The sequence below is a fragment of the Fodinibius salipaludis genome, from assembly GCF_002287075.1.
In the GTDB taxonomy this organism is placed as follows: Bacteria; Bacteroidota; Rhodothermia; order Balneolales; family Balneolaceae; genus Fodinibius; species Fodinibius salipaludis.
In genome coordinates this window covers 1-1,255 of record NZ_NSKE01000027.1, presented here as the reverse complement: position 1 = coordinate 1,255, position 1,255 = coordinate 1, and the positions used below count along the sequence as shown (strand labels likewise).

At 40.1% G+C, this 1,255-nt stretch carries 1 protein-coding gene; it reads right to left on the bottom strand.

Going from position 1 to position 1,255, the window contains the following annotated elements; genetic code table 11:
• Positions 1-82: 82 nt before the first annotated feature.
• Positions 83-1,255 (bottom strand): leucine-rich repeat domain-containing protein (locus tag CK503_RS15870; RefSeq protein ID WP_095607811.1); only part of this gene is annotated, 1,173 nt, incomplete at its 5' end.

The following is a 1,255-nucleotide window of genomic DNA, read 5'->3' as shown; positions in this document are numbered from 1 at the left end:
TAAGCCGAAATTGCCTCTCGACAACTCCGGCTTATGCTTAGTAAAGTAGATAGATTTCGCAAACCTACCTATAAGTTATTCCTTATAGTGATATGTCTGTATCAGAAGGTAGGTTATTCATGGCAGAAGTACAGTTTCCTGAAAAGTCATTATTACCCAACCATACAATGCCAATTCTATTATTATCTATACTATTCCAAAAAGCACACGGAATAGACCCGCTTATATTATTATCGTTTAGATAAATCGTCTTCATTATACTCCAGTCTGGATAACCACTTTGTGGCAGTTCTCCGGTTAAATTATTCCAACCTAGCGAAATAATCTGTGTTCTTTTATTGAGATCAGTAAGATCAGGAAGATCACCACTAAGATTATTACCAGATAAACCTATGTCAATTAGCGAAGGCAGATTGTCAAAGCCGTGTAACGGACCAGTGAACTCGTTCCAAGAAGCGTGTATTGTATTCAGATCTTGAAAGTTACCATTGTTCCAGTAAGTAGGCCAGTCTCCAGAAAAGTTATTCTTACTTATAAAGAGATACCTTAGATCATGATTATTACTAAAATCTGGAAGCGAACCTTCAAAACCACCAGCAGGATCATCACCACCATTACCATGAAGATGTAGGTGCGTAAGCTTTGAAAGATTAGACATTGATGAAGGCAAAGCACCCGTCATGCGATTATTAGCAAAATATAAATGTCGCAGTTCGGTAAGATTGCCTATCGCAGATGGAATATTATTTGTTATATTTTTATTTAGATTTACATAAATTCCTTCTAAGGAAGTGGAATTATACAATTCATCAGGAAGATCTGTTATAGATGATCCTCCTAACTCAAATCGTTCCAAATTACTTAAATTCCCAATTGTTGAAGGAAAGTCACCAGAGAAGTCATTTGTGGCAGAATCCCATTTACCCGGGTGATATCCTTTAGAAAAGTCTTGCGGAGGCTCTTTCATTGATTTTCCATGCTGATCATAGGTTCTTCCTGAAAGGATTAACCATTCTAAACTTCTCATGCCCCCTATTTCTGAAGGTATACGGCCCGTTAACTTATTCCCTTTTACATTCAAATAGGTGAGCTTCGTCAGGTTTCCTATAGTGGACGGCAACTGTCCTTGCAGGCCATTCTTCCATAAGTCGAGTCGAACAACGCGTCCGTTGGCATCCACTTCTACGCCATGCCAGCTACCCGACGGGTCGCCGCTGCCCCAGCCGCTGTTGTTAGCCCAACTGTCGCCGCCCGT